Origin of the sequence: Bradyrhizobium sp. AZCC 1610, from assembly GCF_036924515.1 — a bacterium.
Taxonomy (GTDB): Bacteria; Pseudomonadota; Alphaproteobacteria; order Rhizobiales; family Xanthobacteraceae; genus Bradyrhizobium.
Genome location: NZ_JAZHRR010000001.1, coordinates 105972 through 124031, shown reverse-complemented (window position 1 = coordinate 124031; position 18060 = coordinate 105972). Strand labels below are relative to the sequence as shown.

19 protein-coding genes are annotated in these 18060 nt (G+C 62.7%); 7 read left to right on the top strand and 12 right to left on the bottom strand.

Annotated features, from left to right (window positions below):
- The 5 genes from V1279_RS00585 to V1279_RS00565 all read right to left on the bottom strand — a co-directional run bounded on the left by V1279_RS00585 (nucleotide 1) and on the right by V1279_RS00565 (nucleotide 4679).
- Nucleotides 1-240, bottom strand: coding sequence for a GDCCVxC domain-containing (seleno)protein (locus V1279_RS00585; RefSeq protein WP_334431531.1), 240 nt, complete (start codon nucleotides 238-240; stop codon nucleotides 1-3).
- A 67-nt stretch (nucleotides 241-307) separates the two neighbouring features.
- Nucleotides 308-1609, bottom strand: a complete 1302-nt coding sequence (locus V1279_RS00580; protein WP_334431529.1) for an ATP-binding protein — start codon at nucleotides 1607-1609, stop codon at nucleotides 308-310.
- A 37-nt stretch (nucleotides 1610-1646) separates the two neighbouring features.
- Nucleotides 1647-2699, bottom strand: a complete 1053-nt coding sequence (locus V1279_RS00575; protein ID WP_334431527.1) for a lysylphosphatidylglycerol synthase domain-containing protein — start codon at nucleotides 2697-2699, stop codon at nucleotides 1647-1649.
- Between the two features lie 286 nt (nucleotides 2700-2985).
- Nucleotides 2986-3282, bottom strand: a complete 297-nt coding sequence (locus V1279_RS00570) for a hypothetical protein (protein ID WP_334431525.1) — start codon at nucleotides 3280-3282, stop codon at nucleotides 2986-2988.
- Between the two features lie 2 nt (nucleotides 3283-3284).
- A complete protein-coding gene (locus tag V1279_RS00565) occupies nucleotides 3285-4679 on the bottom strand; it encodes an OmpA family protein (RefSeq protein ID WP_334431523.1) in 1395 nt (464 codons plus the stop codon).
- A 167-nt stretch (nucleotides 4680-4846) separates the two neighbouring features.
- Here V1279_RS00565 and V1279_RS00560 point away from each other — a divergent pair, with 167 nt between their 5' ends.
- On the top strand, nucleotides 4847-5905 hold the full coding sequence (locus V1279_RS00560; RefSeq protein WP_334431521.1) for a polysaccharide deacetylase family protein: 1059 nt from the start codon (nucleotides 4847-4849) through the stop codon (nucleotides 5903-5905).
- A gap of 168 nt (nucleotides 5906-6073) precedes the next feature.
- The gene (locus V1279_RS00555) at nucleotides 6074-6874 is read left to right on the top strand and encodes an SDR family oxidoreductase (protein ID WP_334431519.1); all 801 of its coding nucleotides are present in this window, start codon (nucleotides 6074-6076) and stop codon (nucleotides 6872-6874) included.
- A 155-nt stretch (nucleotides 6875-7029) separates the two neighbouring features.
- Here V1279_RS00555 and V1279_RS00550 read toward each other — a convergent pair whose 3' ends face one another.
- The 3 genes from V1279_RS00550 to boxC all read right to left on the bottom strand — a co-directional run bounded on the left by V1279_RS00550 (nucleotide 7030) and on the right by boxC (nucleotide 10629).
- Nucleotides 7030-7314 carry a hypothetical protein gene (locus V1279_RS00550; RefSeq protein WP_334431517.1) on the bottom strand — a complete coding sequence of 95 codons (285 nt, stop codon included), beginning with the start codon at nucleotides 7312-7314 and terminating at the stop codon, nucleotides 7030-7032.
- A 27-nt stretch (nucleotides 7315-7341) separates the two neighbouring features.
- Nucleotides 7342-8778, bottom strand: coding sequence for a benzoyl-CoA 2,3-epoxidase subunit BoxB (boxB, locus tag V1279_RS00545; protein ID WP_334446121.1), 1437 nt, complete (start codon nucleotides 8776-8778; stop codon nucleotides 7342-7344).
- Nucleotides 8779-8940: 162 nt separating this feature from the next.
- Nucleotides 8941-10629 carry a 2,3-epoxybenzoyl-CoA dihydrolase gene (gene boxC / locus V1279_RS00540; protein ID WP_334431515.1) on the bottom strand — a complete coding sequence of 563 codons (1689 nt, stop codon included), beginning with the start codon at nucleotides 10627-10629 and terminating at the stop codon, nucleotides 8941-8943.
- 168 nt (nucleotides 10630-10797) lie between these two features.
- Between boxC and V1279_RS00535 the strand changes: the two genes are divergently transcribed.
- On the top strand, nucleotides 10798-11757 hold the full coding sequence (locus V1279_RS00535) for an IS1595 family transposase (protein ID WP_334431513.1): 960 nt from the start codon (nucleotides 10798-10800) through the stop codon (nucleotides 11755-11757).
- Between the two features lie 493 nt (nucleotides 11758-12250).
- Here the strand turns inward: V1279_RS00535 and V1279_RS00530 are convergent, their stop codons facing one another.
- Nucleotides 12251-12418, bottom strand: a complete 168-nt coding sequence (locus V1279_RS00530) for a hypothetical protein (protein ID WP_334431511.1) — start codon at nucleotides 12416-12418, stop codon at nucleotides 12251-12253.
- Between V1279_RS00530 and V1279_RS00525 the strand changes: the two genes are divergently transcribed.
- On the top strand, nucleotides 12417-12932 hold the full coding sequence (locus tag V1279_RS00525) for a hypothetical protein (protein ID WP_334431509.1): 516 nt from the start codon (nucleotides 12417-12419) through the stop codon (nucleotides 12930-12932). The two genes, V1279_RS00530 and V1279_RS00525, sit on opposite strands and share 2 nt — an antisense overlap.
- Nucleotides 12933-13067: 135 nt before the next feature.
- Here V1279_RS00525 and V1279_RS00520 read toward each other — a convergent pair whose 3' ends face one another.
- The 3 genes from V1279_RS00520 to V1279_RS00510 form a co-directional block, all read right to left on the bottom strand.
- Nucleotides 13068-13586: a DUF309 domain-containing protein gene (locus tag V1279_RS00520; protein WP_334431507.1), complete on the bottom strand. Its 519-nt coding sequence runs from the start codon at nucleotides 13584-13586 to the stop codon at nucleotides 13068-13070.
- 30 nt (nucleotides 13587-13616) lie between these two features.
- Nucleotides 13617-14435, bottom strand: coding sequence for an alpha/beta fold hydrolase (locus tag V1279_RS00515; RefSeq protein WP_334431505.1), 819 nt, complete (start codon nucleotides 14433-14435; stop codon nucleotides 13617-13619).
- Nucleotides 14436-14670: 235 nt separating this feature from the next.
- Complete coding sequence (locus V1279_RS00510) at nucleotides 14671-16215, bottom strand: benzoate-CoA ligase family protein (RefSeq protein ID WP_334431503.1); 1545 nt, start codon at nucleotides 16213-16215, stop codon at nucleotides 14671-14673.
- Nucleotides 16216-16317: 102 nt separating this feature from the next.
- Between V1279_RS00510 and V1279_RS00505 the strand changes: the two genes are divergently transcribed.
- From V1279_RS00505 to V1279_RS00495, 3 genes are all read left to right on the top strand, one after another.
- Nucleotides 16318-17247, top strand: coding sequence for a helix-turn-helix transcriptional regulator (locus V1279_RS00505; RefSeq protein WP_334446119.1), 930 nt, complete (start codon nucleotides 16318-16320; stop codon nucleotides 17245-17247).
- 136 nt (nucleotides 17248-17383) lie between these two features.
- Nucleotides 17384-17743, top strand: a complete 360-nt coding sequence (locus V1279_RS00500) for a PilZ domain-containing protein (RefSeq protein WP_334431501.1) — start codon at nucleotides 17384-17386, stop codon at nucleotides 17741-17743.
- Nucleotides 17744-17768: 25 nt separating this feature from the next.
- A complete protein-coding gene (locus V1279_RS00495) occupies nucleotides 17769-18002 on the top strand; it encodes a hypothetical protein (protein WP_334431499.1) in 234 nt (77 codons plus the stop codon).
- Nucleotides 18003-18060 lie beyond the last annotated feature (58 nt).

Genomic DNA, 18060 nt, shown 5'->3' with positions numbered 1-18060 from the left:
TTAGCAGGAAGACATGCGAACTTTGGTCGCCTCAGCTACAGCAGCGCTCTTACCGTTCTCTTGGATCGGCGGGCACGGCACGGCCCCGTAGGAGCAGAAGACGCAGCAATCGCCGGGAAGCGGCTTAAGCCTCTCCCCGCAGCCGCTGCAGTCGTAGAAGAACTGGCAGGCGTTCGTTGGCATGGTCTCGGTGGACTGATGTCCGCAGGCGGGGCAAGTCAGAGTTGCTTGAAGCTGCATCGCGTGTCCTCCGTCTGATTGGACGACCGCCCCTCCGCCGGGCAGATTTCAAACCGAGGCACGCCCCCTAGTGCACTGAAGGCGGCTTGGCCTGGGGAAAACAGGCAGTAAAGACGGCGCCGTTTTTGGGCACGCTTTCGATCAAGAGCCGGCCGCGATGGCGGTTAAGAATATGTTTCACCAAGGATAAACCGAGCCCGGTTCCACCCTGCGCGCGGCTATCGCCGACATCGACCCGGTAGAAGCGCTCGGTCAGCCGCGGCAGGTGTTCCGGAGCAATGCCGGGGCCGAAATCCCGGACCATGATGCGGATTTCCGGCGCGCCCTCGCCCGAGGTCGCCTGGATCAGGGAGACGATCACCCGTCCGCCGGACGCGCCGTATTTGAGCGCGTTCTCGATCAGGTTCTCGAACAGCCGCAGCAGTTCCTCGCGATCGCCCGCGATCGCGACCTGTGCGGTCGGCAGGTCGATCTCGATTTCGACCTGGCGTTCCCGGGCGAGCGGCTCCAGCCCGTCGGCGACCTGGCGAATGATCGGCACGATATCGACGCAAGCGTCGGGCCGGACATGGGCCGATAATTCGACCCGCGACAGCGACAGCAGATCGTCGATCAGCCGCGCCATCCGCGTCGCCTGCGTATGCATGATGCCGAGGAAGCGTTCGCGTGCCTTGGTGTCGTCCTTGGCCGGCCCCTGCAGCGTATCGATGAAGCCGGACAACGCCGCGAGCGGCGTCCGCAGTTCGTGGCTGGCATTGGCGACGAAATCGGCGCGCATTTCCTCGACCCGCCGCAGCGGCGTCTGGTCGTGGAAGGTCATCAGCATGCATTTCTCGGTGCCGCCGAACAGCGTCGGCACCGGCACCGGCGTGATGATCAATTCCATCCAGCGGTCGACCGGCACCTGGTCGAGATAGGTCGTCCGACGCGGTTCGGTGGTTGCGATCGCCTCGCGCAACGCGGTGATGATCTCCGGCGAGCGTAGCGCGAACTGCGCGAGTTCGTTCTTGCGCAGCGCGGGCGCGAGTTGGGCAGCCGCCGCATTGAGATGGAGGACGCGCCCGGCGCGGTCGAGCAGCACGGCCGGATCCGGCATGCCGGCAACGACGGCGCTGACGGCTGCAGACTCGACCGGACTGACGGCGCGGACGTCGTCACGGGAGGCCGCCGCATGATGCAGCCGCCACGGCACCAGCGCTGCGGCGGCGATACAGATGAAAACGGCCACGGCGCGCGCCGGCGAGAGATCGGCCAACAGCACGAGCGCGCAAAGCGCGAGGCCGGCGGCGAGCAGGATAATGGCCGAATGCCGCAACCGGTCCGGCCACGGTGCAAAGAAGGAGGAAGAGCTGGAATCGTCGATCGCCATGGCGCAGGCTGTTTCCTCTATTCGCGAAGCCGCTTCGTCAGGCGCCCGTGTCTCCACGCTCGCGCACATAGACAGCGGCCTCATGCCTCGGCTCGGCGCCGGCCGCCAACTGGCGCAGGCGCTTCGATCGCGCGCCGAGGATAATCTCCCGAAGCGTCAGCAAGATTACAGATATGACAAAAGGACCAATATAATAGAGGAGGCGGAACAGCAGCATGCCGGCGAGCAGTTCCTCCCGATCCATCTGCCAGAGGCCGACCAGCATGGCGGCATCGAACACGCCGAGCCCGCCCGGCGAATGGCTGGCGAACCCCAGCAGCGTGGCCGAGACGAAGATCACCGCCACGACGATAAAGCCCACATTGGGCTCGTCCGGCACCAGCACATACATCGCCAGCGCACAGAAGCCGAGATCGACGATGCCGATGGCGATCTGCAGCAGCGTCAGCGGCCCGCCTGGCAGCGTGACCGTCCACGGCCCGCGGCCGACGCCGCGCGGCTGAACCCAGACCCAGGCCACATAGCCGATCAGCGCAATGATGATGCCGAACGCCGCGACGCGGTTGAGCCAGACCGGGAGCTGATCGATCGAGGCGGCGGCTTCCGGGTGATAGGCGATGCCCAGCCCCAGCACGGCGGCATTGCCGAGCCAGAAGGTCAGCCCGGCGAGGAAACAGATCTTGGCGACATCGATCGCGTTCAGCCCCCAGGCCGAATAGATCCGGTAGCGCACCGCGCCGCCGGTGAAGACGCTGGCGCCGACATTGTGTCCGATCGAATAGGAGGTAAAGGCGGCCAGCGCGTTGACGCGGTAGGGAATGTGGCCCTGACCGATCGCGCGGACCGCGAACCAGTCATAGAAGGTCAGCGTGAAATAGCCCGCCGCCACGAACAGGGCCGCCAGCGCGATCTGGCGCGGCGCGGTTCCCTTGATGGCGTCGATCACCTCATGGGTGTCGATGCCGCGGAGCATGTGATAGAGTACGTAGCACGCAACGGCAATGACCGTGATGCTGATCAAGACCCCGAGCTTGTGCAGGACCTGCTTCTGGCGCAGAAACGAGATCGCCCTGCGTATTGCTTCCAGCATCTACACCTCGAATTGCGCTTCTGCGACGACGGCAATGGCGTGAACCCCGCCGGCGCTACGCTGCTCCCTTGCCCCTCTTGCCCCTCTGGTAGCGCGTTTTGAGCCGGAGTGGAATTCGACTGACGACGATAAAACACGCTTCTTCAACATATTAGGCGTAGTTGATGACCGCGGTAGCACAGTTTTGCTGCATTCCCGCCGCCCGATGGGGATTCCGGACCATAGAAGGGATCGGTCAACAACCCGTGACAATGATGGTGGTGAAGCTGGCCGGCTCATGCTGCGGTCAGGCCGATGGCGCACTGCGCGAGACCACCCAGCCGCGCAACCATGATCCGACCGTACAGCCGCAGAGATAAAGCGCGAACATGATCAGCCCGAGATCGAGCCAGTAGCCGAAACGGCCGGGCACGACGCGCGCGAGCGCGGCTCCAATCAGCGCCGCGACCAACGCCGAAAGCGCCCATCGCAGCTTCCGCGAGACGCCATCGCCGTGCTGAACCACGGATATCCAGCCCATGGCGAAGCCGAGCAGCACCGATCCCAACAGCCAGCCCCAGTAGAATGTGGTCAGATAGGCCATGCTCACTTCACCACGAAATCGATGCGGCGGTTCTGCGCCTTGCCCTTGTCGTTATCGTTACCCGCAATCGGCTGCGTCGAACCATAGCCGACCGCGCTGAACCGGTTGGCCGGCAATCCCGCCTTGACCAGGTGGTCGGCGACCGCCTGGGCACGCTTCTCGGACAGCTCCTGGTTGGCCGCCTCGTCGCCATCGGTATCGGTATGTCCTGATATCTCGATATTGGCGGTCGGACAGCGCAACGCGGTTTCGATCAGGCGGTCGAGCAGGCCGGCGGAATCCGCAACAATGTCGGCCTTGCCGGGCTCGAAGCGGATCCGGGCCTTGCCGAGCAACTCGGAGAATAATTGCTGGCAGACGGTTGCATCCACCGGCGCCGCGGGCGGCTTGACCGAGATTTCCGGCTTGAACTGCCAGCCCTGCGGAAAGTCCTTGCCGAGGCCGGCGCGGATCTGAACGGCGGCGGTTTCATAGAGCGCATCGCCTGACAGCTTGACCTCGCGGTCCGACACGACCAGCGTGCCGGTCGACAGCCGCGACAGCGCGCCGAGCGCTGATACCGCCGCGTTGGCAAAGCCTGAGGGCGCGCCGATGCTCTCCTTGAGGTTGTCGACGACCTTTTCGCTGAAGAACTTGCGTCCCGCCGCCGCCGCCAGCGCGGCGTGGACGTTGTCGTCGGGCGCGTTGCCGGTCAGCGTCAGCGTCACCGCAACCGGATCCTTGTAGGCCTGGAAGATGTAGGGCGGCGCCTTGACCTCGTTGGCTGCGACCGAAAAGCCCTCGGGCAGGTTTTTCAGCGCGGCGGCGATGGCTTCCCGGCCGCCGAGTTCGCGCGTCATGCCCGACAGGCTGACCTTGGTGTCCGACAGCGTGATCTTGCCGTCCTTCAGCTTGCCGACCTGGTCGAGCAGCAACAGCACGGCATTGTCGAAACGCGGCGGCGCCCCGCGCGACAGATTCATCCGGTCGACCACTTCGACGCCGCCGAGGTTGGCGCGGGCCGCCTCCATCAACCGGCCCCTGCTCGCCGGCAGGGGCGAACTGCCCGACAGCGTCACCCGAAGGACGTCGCGTTCGGCCGACCAGACAAACGGCTTGGCTTCGGGAACGAGCCGGGTTTCATCGTTAACCAACCGCACGCCCGGCACCGTTTCCACCGACGCCACCGCACCCTGCCGGCCGTCTTCCGAGAAAGCATCCGCCGCAAGCGTCACGTCGCGGCCCGCGACCGAGATTCGCCTTTTGTCGAGGATGGTGTCCTTGAGTGCGGCGGTCGAACGCTGCACCAGGTCGGCTTCAAGCGGTTCGGTGCTCGTCCAGGCCGCGATAGCCCAAAACATGACCAAAGGAATGATGCCCGGCCACCATTTGCCACTCCACCTGAAAAGTCCGTGCATTCGAGTTCCCGCATGGTCCGGAACGGAGAGAAAACAAACCCTTGCAGGGCTGTCAAACTCGAAATGTCGCAGGAGCCGAAACGCGCTGAAATTGGTTCGGCTAACTGTTTCTTCAGCGGTCTTTCGCTAATTTCTCCCCGTAAATAACCGGGCGGTCCTGCATCTCGATGAAACTGCTTCGCAACACCGTCATCCGCGCCGGCCTGGAAGCGCTGTACTTATCCGGAGCGCATTACCTGCTGCGACCAATCTTCGCAGGCGTCGGCGTCATTTTCATGCTGCACCATGTCCGCCCGAGGCGCGACGGCGAGTTTCAGCCCAATCATCATCTTGAGATCGAGCCGGAGTTCTTGCGGGCGATGCTGGCGCATCTTCGTAACCTCGACGTCGACGTCGTCACCCTGGACGAGGTGCATCAGCGACTCCAGGAGCGCAAATTCGCGCGGCGCTTCGCCTGCTTCACCCTCGACGACGGCTATCGCGACAACCGCGATTTCGCCCTGCCGGTGATGCGTGAATATGACGCGCCCCTCACCGTCTACGTGACCGGCGATTTCGCCGAAGGCACCGGCCGGTTGTGGTGGGTCGCGCTCGAGAGGGCGATCGCAAAGGCATCCTCGATCGAAGTCCCGATCGGCGGCGTCACGACCCGCTTCGACGCCTCGACGCCGGCGGCCAAGCAGGCGGCTTTCGACCGCATGCACGACTGGCTGCGCGCGCTACCAACCGAACACGACATGCAGCGTGAAATCTCCGCGCTATGCCGGCGATATGACGTGGACGAGACTCCGATCGCCCGCGAGCTCTGCATGTCCTGGGAGGAATTGAAGGCATTCGCGGACGATCCCCTGGTGACGATCGGCGCGCATACGATCACGCATTGCAATTTGGCGCAGCAGAGCGAGGAGACCGCTTCGTTCGAACTGACCACCAGCCGCGCGCAGATCGAAGCGGCATTGCAGCGGCCGGTGCTTCATCTCGCCTATCCCTATGGCGACCGGATCGCGGCGGGCCGGCGCGAATTCAAACTGGCGAGAATGGCCGGCTACAAAACCGCGGTCACGACGCGGCCGGGCATGATCTTCCCGGAAAGCGCCGATCACATGACCGCGCTGCAACGGGTTTCGCTCAACGGCAACTACCAGGACGCGCGTATCCTCCCGGTCCTGACCTCCGGCGCCGCCACCGCCATGTGGAACGGCTTTCGTCGCATCGATGCGGCGTAGCGGACGACCGTAGCCCGGATGGAGCGAAGCGCAATCCGGGGCCGCCTCACAAGCTGACAGACCTATCCCGGATTTCGCTGCGCTCCATCCGGGCTACGGAGCCATTTCCCTTCCTTGACTCGCACTGCTCCGCCGCCCAAAACCACGGGCAAAGCAAAGGAGGAACGCATGTTCAAGGATCTGTTCTCGCTTAACGGCCGCGTCGCGCTGGTGACGGGCGGGTCGCGCGGCATCGGCAAGATGATCGCGGCCGGATTTCTCGCGCAGGGCGCGGCGAAGGTCTACATCACGGCGCGCAAGGCAGGCCCCTGCGAGGCGACTGCGAAAGAACTCTCCGCCGCCTATGACGGCGAATGCATCGCGCTGCCGATCGACATCTCCACGGTCGAAGGCTGCGACAGGCTGGCCTCCGAGATCATCAAGCTGGAGCCGAAGCTCGACATCCTCGTCAACAATGCAGGCGCTGCATGGGGCGCGGAGTTCGACGAATTTCCCGAAAGTGGCTGGGACAAGGTGATGGACCTCAACGTCAAGTCGCTGTTCTTCCTGACCAAGGCGCTGGCGAAACCGCTGCGCGCGGCGGCCTCGCACGAACGGCCCGCCAAGGTCATCAACATCGCCTCGGTCGACGGCATTTTCGTCAACCCCAGCGAGACCTATTCCTACGCCGCGAGCAAGGCCGCCGTGATTCATCTGACGCGGCGGATGGCGACCAAGCTGGTCAAGGACAATATCAATGTCACCGCGATCGCGCCGGGCGCGTTCAAGTCGGACATGAACCGGGCCGCGCGCGACCACTCGGACGAAGTCGCAAAGCGCATTCCGGCGCGGCGTATCGGTACCGACGAGGATATGGCGGGGGTGGCGATCTATCTCGCCTCGCGCGCCGGCGACTACGTGGTCGGCAACACCATCGCGGTCGATGGCGGCGTGGTCTACGCAAATGCGGGGCTTGAGATCGCGGGGTAAGAGCGGTGCGCTCCCTCGCCCCGCTCTTGCGGGGAGAGGGTTGGGGTGAGGGGCTCTCTCCGCAGATGAGATCGTCGAGATACCTGTACCCCCTCACCCGCCGCGCAAGAGCGCGGCGACCTCTCCCCGCAAGCGGGGCGAGGTTAAGACCGAGATCAAGTCTTGTTCTTCTCGTATTCGAAATCAGCCTTGGGCGCGTTGGGCAACTCGCGCTCCAGCGCCTCCCGATAGCGCAGACACCCGCGAAGGAATTTCGGCCAGGGCGGCACGGCCACTTCAGGCGTGACCCGCTCGGGCAGCAACCCCCAGAGATCGGGATGGTGCCAGCACAGGTCGTGACCGGTGCTGTCCCGGTGCGCGCGGATACCCGCCCTTAGACGCTTCACCTCCGCGACCAACTGGTCGCGGTTCAGTGCTTCGAGGTCGCTGTCGGGGTCCATGTTACTGCTCCCCGATGACGGGGCGGTTCAGGTTTCGATTTTCACGTATTCGAAATCGCCGGGCTTGTTGTCGATGCCGACCTTCGGCGGCGAGATCCAGTTGGCGTAGACGCCGGCTTCGGTGACCGGCTTCATCAGCGAGGCGATGAAGTCGCCGTCCTGCGTCGAAGGCAACCATTCGCCCTTGCTTTGGTTCCAGGTGGCGTCGTCGATCAGGATGCCTTCCGGCGTGGCATTGATATCCTTGAACTCGCCGATGTGGCGATGGAACGCGACGTTCGGCAGCGTCAGCTTGTACTGGTAGCCGGCGAGCGAAATGATCTTGTTCCAGCGCAGCATGCCTTTGACGCAATCCTGCGTGTAGTCGTCGCGCAGCCGCATGTTGAGCGCGGTCAGCGCCGGCTCGTCGACGCGCTTGATCACGCCGTCGACCAGCTTGAGCACCGGATAGGTGGCGTTCTTGAGCTGATGGTCGTCGTCGATCTGGGTTTCCTTGTAGCGGCCCTTGATGCCGGCATTGAAGGCATTCGCCGCGTTGGTCGAGACCTCCGAGCCGAACAGGTCGAGCGACAGCGAATAGTGCAGGTGCAGCTTCTTCTGGATGGTCGGCAGGTCGATGACCCCTAGCGCACGCACCTTGGCGATGTCGGTGGGATCGGTGATGCCGGCTTCCTTCATCGCCTCGCAGGTGCGCTGCACGACGCGACTGATGCCGGTCTCGCCGACGAACATGTGATGCGCCTCTTCGGTCAGCATGAAGCGGCAGGTGCGTGACAGCGGATCGAAGCCGGACTGCGCCAGCGAGTGCAGCTGCATCTTGCCGTCGCGGTCGGTGAAGTAGGTGAACATGAAGAACGACAGCCAGTCCGGCGTCGCCTCGTTGAAGGCGCCGAGCATGCGCGGTGAGTCCGCGTCGCCGGAGCGGCGGCGCAACAGATCGTCGGCTTCCTCGCGGCCGTCGCGGCCGAAATATTTCTGCAGTAGGTAGACCATGGCCCAGAGATGGCGGCCTTCCTCGACATTGACCTGGAACAGGTTGCGCAAATCATAGAGCGAGGGCGCGGTCTTGCCGAGATGGCGCTGCTGCTCGACGGAAGCGGGCTCGGTGTCGCCCTGTATCACGATCAGACGGCGCAACGTGGCGCGGTGTTCGCCCGGGACTTCCTGCCAAGCCGGCTTGCCGTAATTCTCGCCGAAGGGAATGACGCGGTTCTCCTCCTGGGGCGCCAGCAAAATGCCCCAGCGATATTCCGGCATCTTGACGTAGTCGAACTTGGCCCAGCCGCGCGGGTCGACCGAATAGGCGGTGCGCAGGTAGACCAGCGACTGCTGGAAACCTTCCGGCCCCATGTCGCCCCACCAATCCATGTAACCGGGATGCCAGCCCTCAAGCGCTTTCAGCACCTGGCGATCCTCGCTGAGATTCACGTTGTTGGGGATTTTGGTGCTGTAGTCGACGTTCATGTAGTTCATTGGGGGCCTCCCGTGGTTCGGTCTCGTGTCCCGGACGCGGTGCAGCGCTCTTCACGATGCACCGCAGAGCCGGGACCTGTTTCGGTGGCTGAGGTGGGTCCCGGTTCTGCGAGCCGCGTCACTTGCGTGCCGCGCAGCGCCCGGGACACGGACTTAAACTCGCGTCATGTCGAATTGCGCCTTCTGGCCGGTGCCGTAGCGGCGCAGCGCGCCGTCTTCACCGACTGCATTGGGGCGCTGGAAGATCCAGTTCTGCCACGCCGTGAGGCGCGAGAAGATTTTCGATTCCATGGTCTCGGGACCGACGAAGCGCAGGTTCGCTTCCATGCCGGTGAGGCCGTCGGGCGAGAAGGACGTGCGCTCCTCCAGGAACACCCGCACCTCGTCGTCCCAATCGATGTCATCGAGCGCGAAGGTGACGAGACCGAGCTCTTCGGCTTCCTCCGCATCGAGTGTCGTGCCGATGGTGGCTTCCGCGCGCTCCAGATCGGACGGATCGGCCTGGAAGCGCGATTGCAGCCGGGTCAGGCCGTGGCTCATCGGATAGGGGCCGAAATTCATGGCGGTGAGCTGTATCGCGCAAGGCGCGTGGTTGTCGCCCTGCCGCGAGCCGATCAGCATGTAAGAGCGGTCGGCGGCGAACACGAGTTCGGCGAGCGTGCCGGCAAAGCAGGAGCCGGGCTCGACCAGCGTCACCAGCGTGCGCGAGGTGACGTCGATGCGCTTCAACACTCGCTTCCAGTAATGCCTGATCTCGTTGACCAGCCAGTGCGCCTTGTTGGCTTCGAGAAAGGCGTCGCAGGCCACCACATTGGCGGCATCGCCGTGCGACTTGAACAGCAGCATTGCGATTTCGAGTTCGTTGATGCGCAGGTGCAGAATCGCATCATCAAGCTCGCGCGCCACCTGCAGCGGCCAGAACGACGCGCCTTGCGCGACCAGGCCGTCGATATCATCAGGCGGGGCCGCTTCAGGCGCCTTGATCGAAATGGTCGCAATCCGCGCGGCGCGGTCGATGTCGACGCTGACAAAGCCGTAGCGGATGCCGCTGTCGTCTATGGTGCGATTGAGCGGCGAAAGCGTGATGCCCGAGCCTGAGCCGTTGCGCTTCGAGGCGGCGGCAAATTCCCTGGCGCGATCGGCGACTTTGCCTTCGAGCTTGCTGTTGGGCACGATTTCATCGACCAGCCGCCATGCCACGGCCCGCTTGCCCTTGATGCCTTCCTCGATGGTGCAGAAGAAGTCGGCATGGTCGCGGCGGACCTTGCGCTTGTCGACCACGCGGGTCAGGCCGCCGGTGCCCGGCAACACCGCGAGCAGCGGCACTTCCGGCAGCGATACGGCGGCCGCGCCGTCATCAGCCAGCATGATGTGATCGGTCGCCAGCGCCAGCTCGTAGCCGCCGCCGGCCGCGGTGCCGTTGACGACGGTGATGAAGCGCTGTCCGGAATTTTCCGATGAATCTTCCAGGCCGTTACGGGTCTCGTTGGTGAATTTGCAGAAGTTGACCTTGTGGGCGTGGGTGGCGCCCGCCAGCATGCGGATATTGGCGCCGGCGCAGAACACGCGGTTCTTGCCCGAGCGCATCACCACTACCTTTGCTTCCGGATGCTCGAAACGCAGCCGCTGCACGGCATCAGCGAGTTCGATGTCGACGCCGAGATCGTAGGAATTCAGCTTGAGCTGATAGCCTTCGAACAGGCCGGCATTCTCGTCGACGTCCATGGTGAGCGTCGCGACATCGCCCTCGACGGCCAGCTTCCAGTGCCGGTAGCGCGACGGATCGGTTTGAAAATCGATGTATTTCGCGCCGCCTGCGAGGACGCGATCTTCACCGGCCATGAGCCACCCTCTGTCGTTTTCTCAGGATTTGCTTGGTTCGTTAGATGCACAATAGTGCATGTTTTGGAGCCAGTCTAGTCTAAAACGTTGAAACATGCATTTTGTTGCATATTATAACCTTGACAAAGCAGGCGACTATAGGTAGATTTTTGTCATTGGAGCAACCCGATGACCGATTTACTCAAAAACCCCATCTTCCACGACGAAACCGCAGCCCGCGAATGGCTTGAAGCCCGCGTTTGGGCGAACGGTCGGGTTTGCCCGCATTGCGGCAACGCAGATCAGGAGAAGCTCACCAAGCTTGAAGGCAAGGCGCACCGTCCCGGCGTGTACCAGTGCAATGAACCAGCGTGCCGCCAACAGTTCACCGTGACCGTCAACACCGTGTTCGAGCGCTCCAAAATCCCGCTGACCAAGTGGCTTGCGGCGCTGTTCCTCATGACCGCTTCCAAGAAGGGCATTAGCGCGCATCAGGTCCATCGCATGCTGGGCATCAGCTACAAATCGACTTGGTTTCTTATGCACCGCTTGCGTGAAGCAATGCGCGTTGGCGGGCTTGTCCCGCAGATGGGCGGCGAAGGCGGCGCGGTAGAAGTTGACGAAACGTACATTGGCCGTTTGAAAGGCGTTAAGAAGGGCCGCGCTGGCGCGGCTCATAAGAACACCGTTCTTTCGCTGCTCGATCGCGACACTGGCCAAGTCCGCAGCTTCCACGTTGCGAACGCGACCGTTAATGAGGTTGCGCCGATCGTCCGCGCCAACATTTCAAAAGAGGCGCATCTGATGACCGATCAAGCGAAGGTCTATCAGAAGCTCGGCGCTGAGTTCTCGCGTCACGATACGGTCAACCACCAAGAGGACGAATACGTTCGCCGCGATGGCGATATCAAGATCACCACCAACACCATCGAAAGCTATTTCGCCGTATTCAAGCGCGGCATGCTCGGCACCTACCAGCACTGCTCCGAGAAGCATTTGCATCGCTATCTGGCGGAGTTTGATTTCCGCCATAACAACCGCACCGCGCTTGGTGTAACCGATGGCGAGCGCGCTAACGAGCTTGCTAAGGGCATCGCTGGCAAGCGCCTGACCTATCGACGGCCTAACAGCAAAAACGTTCAAGCTTAAGGCGCTGCGCTTCCTGCGCTGGCGCTCAAAGCTGGCGAAACCCAAGCCGAAATTCGTCAAATACTGGCGGACAAGTTAAAGTCCGTGTGGACTCTCGCGCGCGGAAAGCTAATATTTCAGCCGGGGGTTGTTCTATACCTTCTCTGGGGCTGGGGATGCGCCAAAAGCCATGCATGCTTGCGGCGTTCGTTTCGCATTCCAAGCAACAAACAACCCCATTTGAGTAGAGCCAGAATGCGTGACTGCCGCACCGGCATTGCCACACGTCCGGCTCTGCACGTCTATGTGCCGCAAAATCAATTATTCCCATTGGAGGAACCTATGAATTCTAAAGACAAGGAACCGAAGAAAACCGTCCGCCGCGATTCCGAGGATGGGCAATTTGTCACGAAGCGATACGCGGAGACCCACCCAAGGACGACGGAGACCGAACGCGTTAGGGTAAAACCCCCGTCGCCACCAAAGAAGCCGAGCAGGTAATCAGAAGCCCGGCCTACTTGCCGGGCTTCTTCTTTGGTGCAGATTTTTTCGCCGCTGCCGTTTTCTTCTTCGCTACCCGATGCTGCGGCGGGCTTTTCGCCACCACCTTCACCGCGCGCTCAAAGCGCTGCATGGCGTCGGGGTGAAATTCAATTTCCTTACCTGGATCGGATTTGGGCATGAATAAACCCCGTCAGCCGAGTGAAGATTTCCTTGCCGCCATAGGGCGGCTGACCATTTCATGGGCCGAAATCGAATTTGGAATCGACCTCATTCTGTTCGTTGCCTACCATGAACTCGGCGGGAATGAAATTGAGAAGGAAAAGCCTTGGGCCATGGAGCGCAAGATCAAGCTGTTGCGTAAATGCTTTTCCAATCTTCCCGGCCTTGCTAGCGCTCGCGAGGTGGGTCTGGCAATCCTAGACGAGGTAAAATCTACGTCCGAAACTCGGCAGGACATAATTCATGGCATAACCATCGAACAGTTCGATGCGAGCGACAAGACAACCATGATTAGACTTCTGCGCGGCAGCACACCAAACGCACACAAAAGATTTTCTATAGATACAACCCAGATACTCACGTCGGCGGTCGCCGCTAGCAAATTAGCTGGGCGCGCGATGGCGCTCGGCAACCTTCTCTTGGAGGTTCGCTCTGAACCTCTCAACCAGACGAGCAGCGAACTCCCCGGCTAGCTCGTCACTGCTTTCCCAGTCCGAGACCATCTTCGCTACTTCGTCCACAATTTCGGGCGCGCCATCCCCTTGCGGGGCGGCCTCAGAACTACATTTCGTCATTTGCTTTGTCAAGGTTATAATATGCATTTTGTTTCATGTTCGGCCGGCAGCGGCGAATGCCACCAAATCGGCCGTTGAGAGCAGCGACCGGGTCAGTCTGGCCTTGATGAGCGCCGCCAGCGCTGCGCCCGGGAAGCAGTCGGCAAACCCGTCGCCACCGGCACCACGCGCACCCAGCGCATCGAGCTCACCGAGCGCTTCGCCGAACAGGCGCGACGCGACGTGTGGCTTTTGCATGCGCAGCCGCAGATTCGCGGTCGCGATCAGGATGCAGGCGCGCAGCAGAATCCGCTCGCGGCCGCCCTGCGGCGCCGCCGCCCACACCGCCTCCAGGATCTCCTGCGATTCCCAGAAGTAGCCGTGGTCGTTGAGCATGATGCCGTAGCGCAGCGCCGGGTGGCGCGCCGGCACGTAGCCGCCGAAGCGCGGCGGCACGAGAGCTGTGATCTGCGCCAGCGTTTCGTAATCGGCACTGGCTTTGTCGGACTCGCCGGGCACGTAGGCCCATCGCGGCAGCGGCAGATTGCCTGCGGCTGGCGGCGGCGTGGTCATCGGGGCGCGGCCCCGGAAAAAAGAAGAGCGTTACGCGGCCCGCCCATGCGAGCCGTCATCGACGTGCAACACCGCATTTGCGAATTCCGAAATCGCATCCAGCGTCGCCCCCGGGGCTTCACGGTGCGGCTGATGTCCCGCTCCCGGAACGACAGTCACATCGACCGGACAGTAGCACTCTTCCTGCGCGATCTCGACCTGGCGCATGGTCCCATACTGGTCGTCCACACCCTGCAGGATCGCCACCGGTACGCGGATATAGGCGAGGTATTCGGAAATGTCCCAGTTGCGGAAATCAGGATCGAGCCAGGCGCCGTTCCAGCCATAGAAGGCGTTATCGACATCCCGGTGCCAGCGCGACAGCTTTCCCTTCAGGTTCGTGGTCTCGTAGGCGTTTCTTATCTGCGCAATCGAGGCCACCGAAATATCCTCGACGATGAAATGCGGGGCGATCAACGCGAGGCCCTGGACGCGGTGATCCTGATGCGAGCCTGTATAGATCGTAGCGATCGAAGCGCCGTCGGAATGTCCGAGCAGGAGGCCGCGGCGAAAGCCGATCTTGTCGAGCAGTTTTGGCAATACGTCGAGCGCCTCGACATGCATGTAGTCGAGCGGCCGCGGCAGTTTCACCGGTGTCGATGCACCGTAGCCAGCGCGCGAATAGACGAACACGCCCGCGCCGGTCGCGGCCTGAAGCTGATCCGGAAAGTCGCCCCACAGCCCGGTCGATCCGAGCCCCTCATGCAGCACCACGATGGTCGGCGCCGCCTCGGGCGACGGGCCGATCATGCGGTATTCGAGATGGGAGGCGCCGATGGTCAGGAAGCCTGAGGGGGTTAGGGTTGTCATGCTATTGACTCTCTGAGACTGATCACGACGTTGCATCCTCACCGCCGTCGTCCCGGCCCATATGCGCAATTGCGCATCAGGAGCCGGGACCCATACTCCGCGGCCTCTCGTAGAGGCAGGTTCGCCGACGCCTTCCTTCAACAATGACGGACGGTGGTTATGGGTCCCCGCGCCAAGTGCGCAATTGCGCACAAGGCGGGGACGACTCGTTGAGAGATCGTGCTTCCTTCTACGACTACGCACCATCCCGCAACTTGAACCGTTGAATCTTCCCCGTCGCCGTCTTCGGCAGGCTGTCCACCACGTCGATCCAGCGCGGATATTTCCACGGGCCGATCTTCTGCTTGACGTGCTCCTTCAGCGCCTCATGCAGACCGTCGGTCTTGGCATCGGCGCGCAGCACGACGAAGGCTTTCGGCTTCAGCAATCCTTCCGGATCGGCCTCGGGCACGACGGCGGCCTCAAGCACGGCCGGGTGGGTGATCAGCGCGCTCTCGACCTCGAACGGCGAGACCCAGATGCCGGAGACCTTGAACATGTCGTCGCTGCGGCCGCAGAAGGTGTAGCGACCATCGGCGTCGCGAATATATTTGTCGCCGGTGCGGGTCCAGTGGCCTTCGAAGGTCGAACGGCTCTTGCTGCGCTGGTTCCAGTAGCCCTCGCCGGCCGAGGGCGCATCCACCAGCAGTTCGCCGACCTCGCCATCGGGCACGTCGCCGCCTGCCTCATTGACCAGCCGCACCTTGTAGCCCGGCACCGGGCGGCCGGAGCAGCCGTATTTGATGTCGCCGGGCGCGTTGGAAAGGAAGATGTGCAGCAATTCGGTCGAACCGACACCGTCGAGAATGTCGACGCCGAAGCGCGCCTTCCAGGCGTTGCCGACAGACTCCGGCAGCGCTTCGCCGGCGGAGGTGCAGATGCGGAGCCGGTTGCCGGCGCGCGCGTCCTTCACCGTCTCGTCGTTGAGCATCGCGGCGAACAGTGTCGGCACGCCGTAGAAGATGCTGGGGTTATACTTGTTCATCAGCGCGAACATCGTGGCCGGCGTCGGGCGCTCGGCATTCAGGACGGTGGAAGCACCGACCGACATCGGGAACGTCAGCGCATTGCCGAGGCCATAGGCGAAGAACAGTTTTGCCGCCGAGAGGCAGACATCGTCCCCGCGAATGCCGAGCACCTGTTTGGCGTAGGTTTCGGCCGTCGCGGCGAGATTGGAATGCAGATGGCGCACGCCTTTGGGCATGCCGGTCGAGCCGGATGAATAGAGCCAGAACGCAGGCTCGTCGGGATGGGTTGGCGCCGTCGCAAATGAATCGCTCTTGCGCGCCAGCTCGTCGGAGAGCTTTTTGTGGCCGAGCGCATCCTTGCCGGACACGACGACGTGCTCGAGATCGGGCATCCGCCCGACCATATCCTTCACCACAGGCAGCAGCGCTTCTGAAATGAACAGGATGCGCGCGCGGCAATCCGCCAGCACGTAGGCATACTGCTCCGAAGTCAGAAGGGTATTGAGCGGCACCGGCACGATGCCGGCGCGGATCGCGCCGAGGAACACGCATGGAAAATCCACGGTATCCAGCATGATCATCGCCACGCGCTCTTCGCGGCGGACGCCAAGCCGGCGCAGCATGTTGGCGACGCGGCAGCTCTGCCGCTGCAGATCGCCATAGGTCAGATCGGAGATGGTATCGGTGAAGGCTAGCTTGGCCCCACGACCCTCGTCGACATTGCGGTCGAGCAGCCAGGTCACCGCATTATACGAACCGGACGTGCCGTTCACGACGCCTCTCCCTGAGTTTTAAGAATTATAATTCATACAAAGACACCGGCCGCGCTTGCTGTCAATCCTCATCGGCATTATGTTTCCGAAATCCGTTCACCCCTGAGGCAAAGCCGAACGAGGGAAATGACCGAGGCCAACGACCCCGAAACCGGCTTTCTCGAGCAGCTTGGCCAGCGTGTGCGCACCATGCGCGCCCTTCGCGGCATGTCGCGCAAGGTGCTCGCCAAGGTATCGGGAATCTCCGAGCGCTATATCGCGCAGCTCGAAAGCGGCAAGGGCAACGTCTCGATCGTGCTGCTGCGGCGCGTGTCGAACGCGATGGGCGCGCATCTGGAAGACCTCATCCCCGCAACCGAGCCGGCGCCCGACTGGGCCATCATCCGCGACCTGCTGCGCAAGGCGACGCCCGCCCAGATCGCGCAGGCCAAGGACGCGCTTGCCGGCGGCGGCATGTCGGCACAGCGGCGGATCTCCTTCGCCGGCATTGCCTTGATCGGCCTGCGCGGCGCCGGCAAATCCACGCTCGGCAAGATGCTGGCGAAGAAAATCGGCTGGAAGTTCGTCGAGCTCAACAAGGAGGTCGAGGCGCAGAACGGATTATCCGTCGCCGAGATCATCGCCCTCTACGGCCAGGAAGGCTTTCGCCGCATGGAGCAGGCGGCGCTGACGCAACTATTGGCGCGCAAGGAATTGATGGTGCTGGCGACCGGCGGCGGCATCGTCTCCGAGCCTTTGACATTCGACCTGATCCTGTCGTCGTTCTACACCATCTGGCTCAAGGCCGAGCCGGAAGAACACATGGCCCGCGTCCGCGGCCAGGGCGATTTGCGCCCGATGGCGGATGATCGCTCCGCGATGGCGGAGCTGCGCAACATCCTGGTCAGCCGCGAACCGCTCTACGCCCGCGCCTCTGCCGTGGTCGATACCGCGGGGCTTTCCGTCGATGCGGCGGCGGCGCGGCTGAGCGATGCGGTGGCGCCGGTGCTGCACGACAAGCACGCGTTCGGCCTGCACAGCGCGGTGTCCTGACCTCCTCGCAATAACCACCTATAGAGGCGGATTCCGCCCGCACAACCGCGTGGCAGCATTAACCACCACGTGAGTTTCACGCAGCAACACACCCTTGAATTGTGTTACCAATTCGTTAACCGAAGAGAGAGGAACCATGCTCGATCGCCGTCAGCTACCCAGAAACCGCGTCTATTACGGCGGCCTCGTCACCTTCAACGGCCGCAGCTCGACGATCGCCTGCGCCGTGCGCAACTTCAGCATGTTTGGCGCGAAGATCGAATTTGAAGGCGCGGCCCTCGTCCCCGACGAGGTGGACTTCGAAATCGAGCGCAAAGCAATCTCGTGTACGGCGCGCCTCGTCTGGCGCAGCCGCGATGCGGCGGGCCTGGTGTTCGCCAATGTGCATGAGGAGAGCGGCGTCGTTCCGCTGGCCTGGGCGCGCAAGCTGCGCGCCAGCGAGCAGGCCAACCGGCGGCTCCAGTCCCGCCTCGATCAGCTCCTTTCCGAATACTGAGTGCGGTCATGTCCGGTCGGACCGCATGAGTACGGTTAAAGGCGAAGACGCTCATCTCCTTGCTGCCGCCAAGGCGCCAAAAGTCCGGCGGCGCCGGCTGCGCGCGATACTGCTGGCCGTATTGACGACGCAATACACGATCATTGCGATGGTCGTCGGCCTGTCGGTCGCCGGCACGCTTCGCTATGTCGTGACCCCGCAGATCGTCGCCAAGTTCGAAGCGATTGAAGCTGCGCTCAAGCGGTTGCCCTCTCCATAACGCGTCTGGGCCGCCTGAAAATTGTTTCACGGCACTACAATTCCCGATTCCCGCGGAT

Bases quoted from the DNA above. Each gene is read 5' to 3' on its own strand.
- V1279_RS00585 (WP_334431531.1), bottom strand. From the start codon at position 240: ATGCAGCTTCAAGCAACTCTGACTTGCCCCGCCTGCGGACATCAGTCC.
- V1279_RS00580 (WP_334431529.1), bottom strand. From the start codon at position 1,609: ATGGCGATCGACGATTCCAGCTCTTCCTCCTTCTTTGCACCGTGGCCG.
- V1279_RS00575 (WP_334431527.1), bottom strand. From the start codon at position 2,699: ATGCTGGAAGCAATACGCAGGGCGATCTCGTTTCTGCGCCAGAAGCAG.
- V1279_RS00570 (WP_334431525.1), bottom strand. From the start codon at position 3,282: ATGGCCTATCTGACCACATTCTACTGGGGCTGGCTGTTGGGATCGGTG.
- V1279_RS00565 (WP_334431523.1), bottom strand. From the start codon at position 4,679: ATGCACGGACTTTTCAGGTGGAGTGGCAAATGGTGGCCGGGCATCATT.
- V1279_RS00560 (WP_334431521.1), top strand. From the start codon at position 4,847: ATGAAACTGCTTCGCAACACCGTCATCCGCGCCGGCCTGGAAGCGCTG.
- V1279_RS00555 (WP_334431519.1), top strand. From the start codon at position 6,074: ATGTTCAAGGATCTGTTCTCGCTTAACGGCCGCGTCGCGCTGGTGACG.
- V1279_RS00550 (WP_334431517.1), bottom strand. From the start codon at position 7,314: ATGGACCCCGACAGCGACCTCGAAGCACTGAACCGCGACCAGTTGGTC.
- boxB (WP_334446121.1), bottom strand. From the start codon at position 8,778: ATGAACGTCGACTACAGCACCAAAATCCCCAACAACGTGAATCTCAGC.
- boxC (WP_334431515.1), bottom strand. From the start codon at position 10,629: ATGGCCGGTGAAGATCGCGTCCTCGCAGGCGGCGCGAAATACATCGAT.
- V1279_RS00535 (WP_334431513.1), top strand. From the start codon at position 10,798: ATGACCGATTTACTCAAAAACCCCATCTTCCACGACGAAACCGCAGCC.
- V1279_RS00525 (WP_334431509.1), top strand. From the start codon at position 12,417: ATGAATAAACCCCGTCAGCCGAGTGAAGATTTCCTTGCCGCCATAGGG.
- V1279_RS00530 (WP_334431511.1), bottom strand. From the start codon at position 12,418: ATGCCCAAATCCGATCCAGGTAAGGAAATTGAATTTCACCCCGACGCC.
- V1279_RS00520 (WP_334431507.1), bottom strand. From the start codon at position 13,586: ATGACCACGCCGCCGCCAGCCGCAGGCAATCTGCCGCTGCCGCGATGG.
- V1279_RS00515 (WP_334431505.1), bottom strand. From the start codon at position 14,435: ATGACAACCCTAACCCCCTCAGGCTTCCTGACCATCGGCGCCTCCCAT.
- V1279_RS00500 (WP_334431501.1), top strand. From the start codon at position 17,384: ATGCTCGATCGCCGTCAGCTACCCAGAAACCGCGTCTATTACGGCGGC.
- V1279_RS00495 (WP_334431499.1), top strand. From the start codon at position 17,769: ATGAGTACGGTTAAAGGCGAAGACGCTCATCTCCTTGCTGCCGCCAAG.